6 protein-coding genes are annotated in these 8,135 nt (G+C 57.1%); 2 read left to right on the top strand and 4 right to left on the bottom strand.

From position 1 onward, the window contains the following. Together PHD44_RS08720 and PHD44_RS08715 are read right to left on the bottom strand one after the other, a co-directional pair. Nucleotides 1-755 (bottom strand): aldo/keto reductase (locus PHD44_RS08720; RefSeq protein WP_300190478.1); only part of this gene is annotated, 755 nt, incomplete at its 3' end. Nucleotides 756-1,252: 497 nt separating this feature from the next. Then, nucleotides 1,253-1,375 carry a hypothetical protein gene (locus tag PHD44_RS08715; protein WP_300186763.1) on the bottom strand — a complete coding sequence of 41 codons (123 nt, stop codon included), beginning with the start codon at nt 1,373-1,375 and terminating at the stop codon, nt 1,253-1,255. Between the two features lie 87 nt (nt 1,376-1,462). Between PHD44_RS08715 and PHD44_RS08710 the strand changes: the two genes are divergently transcribed. Together PHD44_RS08710 and PHD44_RS08705 are read left to right on the top strand one after the other, a co-directional pair. Beyond that, nucleotides 1,463-2,020, top strand: coding sequence for a DUF1415 domain-containing protein (locus PHD44_RS08710; protein WP_300190475.1), 558 nt, complete (start codon nt 1,463-1,465; stop codon nt 2,018-2,020). A gap of 250 nt (nt 2,021-2,270) precedes the next feature. After that, nucleotides 2,271-2,834 carry a DUF2058 domain-containing protein gene (locus tag PHD44_RS08705; protein WP_300190473.1) on the top strand — a complete coding sequence of 188 codons (564 nt, stop codon included), beginning with the start codon at nt 2,271-2,273 and terminating at the stop codon, nt 2,832-2,834. A 64-nt stretch (nt 2,835-2,898) separates the two neighbouring features. Here PHD44_RS08705 and PHD44_RS08700 read toward each other — a convergent pair whose 3' ends face one another. Both PHD44_RS08700 and PHD44_RS08695 read right to left on the bottom strand, forming a co-directional pair. Next, nucleotides 2,899-5,430, bottom strand: coding sequence for a CHASE domain-containing protein (locus PHD44_RS08700; RefSeq protein ID WP_300190470.1), 2,532 nt, complete (start codon nt 5,428-5,430; stop codon nt 2,899-2,901). Between the two features lie 280 nt (nt 5,431-5,710). Continuing rightward, nucleotides 5,711-7,936, bottom strand: a complete 2,226-nt coding sequence (locus PHD44_RS08695; RefSeq protein ID WP_300190468.1) for a TonB-dependent siderophore receptor — start codon at nt 7,934-7,936, stop codon at nt 5,711-5,713. Between the last annotated feature and the right edge of the window lie 199 nt (nt 7,937-8,135).

Here is an 8,135-nt window from a genome sequence, read left to right as displayed (position 1 = left end):
GCGAACTGGTCCAGGCGTTCCACGGCGGCCAGATACTGGGCAAACCGCGGCGGCTGGAACTTCGGGTCGTTCTGGCGAAGATCATCGCCTTCGAATTTTCGATCTGCCGACATCGCCCCGGACAGCAGGCCACGACACAGCGCGCCGTAGGTCACCATGCCAATATCGTGCTTCACGCAATAGGGTGCGACGTCCGCCTCGATGCCGCGCTCGAACAGGTTATACGGTGGCTGCGCGGTTGCGATCGGCACGACCGACGAGAGTCGATCCATCTGTTCGGGGCTGAAATTGCTGACACCGACCGCGCGAATCTTGCCCGACTGGCGCATATCCTCCAGCGTCCGCGCTGTCTCTTCGAACGGGGTCCCCTCGTCGGGCCAGTGGATCTGATAGAGATCGATGGTGTCGGTCTGCAGCCGGCGCAGGGAATCTTCCAGTTCCTGCCGCAGGCGTTCGGGTGCGCTGTTTCGCCGAATCCCGCCACCGCTCCAGTCGAGGCCAGCTTTGGTGGCCAGGACAATCTGGTCGCGCTGCCCGTATTCGGCCAGGGCGCGACCGACGATTTCCTCCGAGCGGCCGAAACCATATACCGGTGCGGTATCGATCAGACGGATGCCACGATCCAGTGCGGCATGAATGGTACGGATGGCCTCGGCCTCGTCTGTACCACCCCACATCCAGCCACCAATGGCCCAGGTACCCAGACCAATACGCGGCACCGTCAAATCAGCTGACTTGAGTGTAATGAATTCCATCTTGCATTCCCCCTTGGTTGGCGATTAATTAGCTTGCTATTAAAAGCATAGATGCTTACGCCCGATTTGTAATCAATCGGCGAATCAGAACCCGGCCAATTAAGCTCAAAATGGATCACGCGCCTCCCCGATGACAACCAGTGTCCGGCCCATCAGTGGCCACGCTATCCCCCGCAACAAATCCGGTATTCGCCCTGAGTGCAGGGATTTATTATGGGGAAGTTCTGTACAAATGCAGATGTTCTGAAAGCAAAACTCGCATCTTTTGGCTTTGGACCCGCTGAAAATTTCAGGATGGTATTATTCAAAGTGGCCCTTGAAAAATAGTTGCGCCCGGGGCGGGAATACACCGAACCGTATTTTCGTTGCCCGGTTGCTAAGGAACCTCTGATTGAATCCTTCGTGGCCGAGACGGGCTTTTGAGGGATGAGTCGCAAGGCGCGGCGCGAAACGAATGGTTATTCCATTCGTGAGCGTCGCAACACAGCGAATCGCCCTCAAAAGCCCGTCCCATGGGGGTTGCCGCCCAAAAGCCGCAACACTTCGTTATCGGCCTTGGCATCGTAGCGTAAACTACGACCTGCGGCCTCTGCCTCGTTTTGCGGCTTTTGGATCAGCAACTCGGCTCATGAGGGATTCAATCAGAGGTTCCCTAAGTTGGCCAATCAGAACGGGTTTCATTCACCAGCGCGAGGCGCAGATCACACATGCCCCATGTTTTGGATAACGACACCCTTATCAACACCGTCCGCCAATGGGTGGAGCAGCTCGTCATCGGCTACAACCTCTGCCCCTTTGCCAAGCGCGAACTTGTCCGCGATCGCGTGCGGTTCGTCGTGAGCCGGGCGCAGGATGAAGAGCAACTGCTCGTCGATCTGGAAAACGAACTGACCTTGCTGGGCACGGATGAGGGTATTGAAACCACCTTGCTCATCACGCCGCAGGTTTTGCAGGATTTTTTCGACTTCAACCAGTTTCTGGGGCGAGCCGATCGGCGCGTGGCGCAATTGAAACTCAAGGGCGTGTTTCAGATCGCGAGCTTCCACCCTGATTACCAGTTCGGCGGCACCGAACCCGATGATGCCGAAAACTACACCAATAAATCGCCCTATCCCGTGCTACATCTGTTACGGGAAGCCAGCCTGGATCGGGCGATCGAGAACTACCCCGATGCCGAATCCATCCCCGAGCGCAATATCGAGCAGTTGGAGCTGATGGGTTCGGATCAATTGCGACGGCTGCTGGAAGATTGTTTTAACAGGTAAAATCGCCCGTGCAACCGCATCCATGCTGCGAATAACCTCTGGGGGGTCTCGTCGGACTTCAGGCAAATCCCTTCTAAATCCCCCTCGTTCCCCCTTTTATAAAGGGGGAGGCGCACAAACTCAAAAAAAGCCGATTCAGCCCCCCTTTGAAAAAAGGGGGGCGGGGGGATTTACCGGTTCGTAACCTATAATCGAGGGATTCTGACTTCGTGCAGAGATCCTCCAACAGCAGAAATCACGAGCAAACGAAATGGCAGAGTCTTTATTCGATCAACTGAAAAAATCGGGCCTCGTGAGCGAGCAGAAAGCCAAGCAGGCCAAAAAAGCCAAGGGTAAGGCCCAGTTTCAGCAAACCAAACAGAGCAAGGCGCAGAAGAACAACGAAGCCATGCCTCTTGCGAGCGATGACTCAGTGGCGAGGGCCGCCGAGGAAAAAGCCGAACGCGCCCGACAACTGAATCTGGAACGGCAACAACAGTTAGCCAAAAAGGCCGTGCAGGCCGAAGTACGGCAGATCATCGAGTCCAACCGGTTAAGCCGGTATGAGGGGCCCATCACCTACCACTTTGCCGATAACGGTAAGGTGAAAACCCTTGAAGTGAACCGGGAGACCCATCAACGCCTCGTCTCGTCCCGAATACGCATTGCCCGTTTTGATGGTGGGTACGCCCTGATTCCCGCCATCGCCGCCGAGAAGATCGAGCAGCGAGATACAAACGCATTGATTCCGATTCCGCAAAATGACGCATCTGTCTCGAAGGAAGATCAGGACTATTACGCACAGTTTGAAGTGCCGGATGATCTGACGTGGTGAGGCTGCCCGGTTGTGGGCTGCGCACGCTCTACGGGAATTAACGCGGTAAAAGTTACCGGGATGTTCAATGGGGAGGATTCCCGCCACCCCGGACGCGATAGGTGTTTTTCCCCGCCTGCTTGGCCTCGTACATGGCCTGATCGGCCAGCTGAATCAGATCGTCTTCCGTCAGGCGTTTTTCAGGGCACTGCGCGATGCCGATACTGATGCCGATCTCCACGTCACGCCCCTCAATCATGAAGGGCTGGCCAATTGACTGAATGATGTTTTCAGCGACCTTGATCGCGTCTTGTGGCCGACTCAGGTCGGGCAGAATTACCGTGAACTCGTCCCCACCGAGACGCGCGACCGTATCGGAGGCTCGAACGGTTTGCGTGAGCCGTTTCGCCACGGCGATCAAAAGGAGATCACCGGCACGATGCCCGAGCGAATCATTCACTTGCTTGAACCCATCGAGGTCCATGTAAAACAGCGCCAGTGCCGTTTTGTTGCGTTTGGACTGAATCAACGCCATCCGCAGACGATCGAAAAAAAGCGATCGGTTCGGTAGTTGAGTCAGGGTGTCGTAATGCGCCAGCCGCTCAACCTCTGCCTGTGCCTGTTTTTGGGGGGTGATATCTTGAAGCGTGCCGATGATCTTCAAGGCTACATCTTCATCATCAGTAAGTTGTTCGCCGGATTGACGCACGTATTTGATCTCGTCGCCCGGGAGCAGCAGGCGCAGTTCGAGATGAAAGGGCGTGCCCTCCTGTTCAAGCCGCTGACAGGCTTCGGTCAATTTCTGGCGGTCTTCTGGGTGCACCCAGCGCATTAAAGGCATTTGCATCGGCCCCACCGTCTTTGGATCGAGCGCCAGAATACGGTACAGCTCGTCCGACCAGACCAGCTCGCCAGTGCGCAGGTCACGTTCCCAGCTACCGATGTGCGCGATTCGTTGCGCTTCAACCAACTGTTGTTGTTTTTGTTTCATTTCACGGGTCATATTCTCTGCGAGTTTGACCGCTCGCTCCCGCCCGCTGGCCAATTGCCAGACCATCAGCGCCAGCAACAGGGTTGTAGCCAGCCCGCCAAAACGAATCAAATCGACCGACCGCGTGTCGAGCTGTTGATCAAATGCAGGCAGCGAGACAATTTGAATCGTCCAGGTCCGATGGGCGATGTCCACCGTGCGGGTGTAGTCGAATACGGCCTTGTTTGCCGCATGCCTGGCCGCATCGCTCTGATACAAAAGGTCTTCGGCGGCTGGGGTGGCGCCATCAAAAATCGTAAGGCCGAAATCGTCTTGTTGATCGCCCAACAAACCGTTCATCAGATCGTTCATCCGGAAGGCCGCATAAACCCAGCCCGTGAGCTGAAGACGCCGCTCATCAATGGTTTGCGGCACCTTGCCGTGCTGGTATTCCGGCAAATACATCAGCACACCAAACTGTTCTTGCTGGCCATTTTCCTGCACCAGCCGAACCTTGCCCGACATGACGGCCTGATTGATATCACGGGCCTGGTCCATAGCTGCGCGACGAACAGGCTCGGCGTACATGTCATAGCCAAAGGCCTGCAGATTTCGACCCGAGAACGGTTCGAGGTACACGATGGGGGCGTACCGGGCGCGGTTTCCGGGCGGATGGATTTCGAAGGCGGGAAAACCGCTCTGGCGGATCGATTTTGCCAGGCCGGCGGCATTTTTCTGGCTGACCCAAGGCGCGTAACCCACCACCTGGAAACCCGGATAGTGCTGGCCGAGATTCAGTGCGGACACATAGGCATTGAACTGCTGGCGGGTCAGCGAATTGCAAGCCGCTTCAAGCCCGCGCAGACCGCGCAGCACCTGCTCATACGCGCTCAACCGCTGTTCAATCCGCAGCCGGATCTTCTGGCTTTGTCTGCCGAATTCGTCCGCATGCCTTAACTGCGCATTGTTCAGGGCCGCATTCTGCATAAAATACAGCCCCACCAGACCACTGACCAACACCAGCAAGACCGGCAGGGTGATGGTGAATGCGCGCTTGGGCCATTGCTTGCGCGGGCCTGAGAGGGTGGTCAACACCAGCGGAAACATCACCACCACACCGAGCATATCGCCCGTCCACCAGTAGAACCCGTTGGTTTGAACCGAAGTCGATCCAATCGAGCCGATTACCCAAAGAGAAAACACCGCCAAACTCGAACCGATAAGGCAAATCAGCGGTGTCAGCAGCAAAACGGTGAGAAGGGATGGCCGCGCGGCACCCTGAGTTAAGTCGCGCCGCTCCGCGAGCCGACGAAAAACCAGCCCGCCGACGCCCGCCTGCAGGGTCGAGGCGAATGCGATCAGAATCGCGCCCGCCGCAACCCGCCAATACACGGGGTCCGGTGCATCCAGACCGATCCATAGATTCAGGATGGCAGCACCCGCAAACACGCCGGGCAACATGCGCATGCCGCCGAGAAACACGGCAGCCACGGCGATACCCGCCGGTAGGAATAAAGGCGCGGCATAGCCCGGATCGATGGCAAGCAGCGTGCTCAACTTGCCACTGATGACATACGCGACCACCAGCCAGAGTACAGGCCATTTACCCTTGAGCGAGATGAACGAAATGATGGGCGGGAGGTTCATGGATGGGGGATCAGTAAGTCGGCCTGGAAGTGTATGAGTAAAGCACAAGTATCAAAGATTTTTAATGAATTATCGTGCAAGCTTATCGGTTCGTCGATGCCCCCTCCCCGCGGCGCGATGAGACCTGCCGTCTGGATTGTTGATCTTACCTTCAAATACGAGATGCTACGTCCGGGCATCTCTAAAGGTTTTCAAAGTGCCTTTGAATCAATAAAAAAGCCCGACACATTGTGCCGGGCTTTTGTTTTGGTGCCCGCCGGGGTGCGGGCTGGATTCAGCCTTAGAAACTGTAATTCAGGCTGGTGTAGATCGAGCGACCCGGGCCTGGAACCGGCACGCCGAAGGGAACGCCGTTGATCGACATCGTCTTGCCCTGGCCGAGATAAACACCGCCTTGGGGCAGTGCGTAGTAACGGTTGAACAGATTGTCGATGCCCACATCGATGCGCAGTTTGTTCCAGGTGTAGCTGGTGCGCAGGTTGACGAGGGCAAAGCCGCCGGTCTCCTGTTCGCCGCGTACGGTGGAGACATCCGTTTTCGCCGCGACGAGCACGGTTTCCACGGTGTTCTGCCATGTGCCGATGTTCTGCACCAAACCCAGCTTGGCGTTCAGCGGCATCACGTTATACAGGCTGTCGTTGGTAGTGGTGTTCCGGCCGTGGGTGTAGCTCACCATGCCGGTGGTGGTGAAGCGCCCGAAGCGTTGGGTGTCGGCCAGCAGGTAATGACCGGACACGTCCGCGCCATAGATGCGCGCATTCTGGTTCACGTATTGCAGCACGTTGAACTGGCCTGTTTTGCATACTTTTCCGGGCATGCACCGGGCGTCAATGTAGTCTTGCACATAGGAATAGTACGGCGTGACTTTCACACCCCATTGCTGGCCGGTTGCGTCGTGCCAGTCGGCGGTAGCGCTGATGGTGTTGGCCTTTTCCGGTTTGAGGTTGATGTCGCCCACATAGCCGTTACCGTCGCCGACGAAGTTGTTCATGATCGCCGCCATCGGCCAGGTCGACCAGCTGTAGCGCTCGTACAGATTGGGCGAACGTGCCTGACGCGCAAAGCCGAATTCGTAGGATTGGGTCGCATCCGGCGTGTAGCGTGCCAGCGCGGTGAAGTTGAGGTTGTGATCGGTTTGTTCACGGTCGCTGGCGTTGAAAGCTGCGGCATCCTTGGCCGTCATCATGTAGCTGGTGACACCCATCTGGGTGCTGTAACCGGAGACCGGGCCCGCATTCATGCGCACGGTATCGCTTCGCACGCCGATCTGCGTCATCCATTGCGGTGTCCAGTGCGCGTCCCATTCGGCGAACAGGTCGAAGCGGTCGCGCTGGCCATCGTTGATGTTCCAGAACGTGCCCGGCGACATGCCGCCTGTGCCGGATGCCGGCCACCAGTCATCCAGACGGTATTTCTGCAATTCCGCGCCGAGCTTCAGTACATCTCGCGTTGTGAGATCGATATTGGCTTGCAGCTTGGCGCCGGTATTTTTGCCTTCGGTGTTCATCGGCATGCCCGGCGCGGTCATGTACCAGAACTGGCGGTCTTCGCCGAAGTTCATTTCATGGCGCACGTGCTGATGGTAGGCGCGGGCGTCCAGGGTGCCCCAGTCGTACTGCCCCTTGTAATGCAGGTTGAACTGCGTGCTGTTGTTCTGCGTCATGTCCATGCGCTGATTGGGGTAGTTCTCGTAGGGAATGCGCTGGATGCCGACACCCAGCTCGACCATCTGCGTGCCCGCATCGTTCTGATAGGCGGCGCTCAGTTCGTGATTCTGCGATTTGTAGGCCGAAGAACCGACGGTGTCGCCTTCAAGCCAGTGGCTGATGCCGGTTGAAATATCCTTCGGATCGGTGGAAGAGAGGGCCGCCGGTTTGAAATCGCCGCCCGCCTTATAGTTGTCGGATTGTGCCGTCGAACCCCGATAGCTCAGGCTGAAATTGCGCGTGGCCAGCGTCGCGGCCAGATTGCCGCCGTAGGCGCTGCCGTTGCTGCGGTAAAACCCGCCGATTTCGCCTTGCGTCACGGTACCTTCGCCGGGTTTGGCGAAGACGGGATCGGGCGAGTCAACTTCAATTGTGCCGCCAATGCTGTCGCCGCCGACGGAAACCGGCACCACGCCGCTATACACGCGCACCCGACCGACGTTGGTCGGATCAATGTACGACAGCGGCGAGTTCATGTGATTGGGGCAGGCGGCGATCAGATCCATGCCATCGACCTGCGTGCGCAGGCGATCATCGGCGAGACCATGAATGATCGGCAGGGCAGACACCCCGCCCGCGCTGAACAGGCTCACACCGGGGAAGTCTGCCAGCAAGCGGGCCGAATCGCTGGTCGCGGCCCGGGCAGCCTTGATTTGCTCTGGCGTGAGTTCCTGGGCTCCGGCAGGTACGGTCGCCGTTTTGGTCGAGGTAACCTCAACCGGCGGCAGTTCGGTTGTGGCAAACGCCGTCAATGGCGCGGCGGCAATCAGAATCGCGAGCGGTTTTAATTTGAATTTCATCGTGACTTCTACTGTTGGTTTTTATGATCTGGTTAAAAAGAAAGCCAGACCCATCAGCAAGTTTGTTGCCAACACGTAACACTTTGATACTCAAATAAATGAAAGCTGCAAGATCGTGCAACAAATGCGGCATATCACGCATGTCGGAGTGAAATGCCCCACTTTATTTGAGTGGACGACTTGGGCTTTTCGAGTTCAA

It is taken from the genome of Halothiobacillus sp., from assembly GCF_028710545.1.
Taxonomy (GTDB): domain Bacteria; phylum Pseudomonadota; class Gammaproteobacteria; order Halothiobacillales; family Halothiobacillaceae; genus Halothiobacillus.
This window is presented reverse-complemented; position numbering and strand designations above follow the sequence as displayed.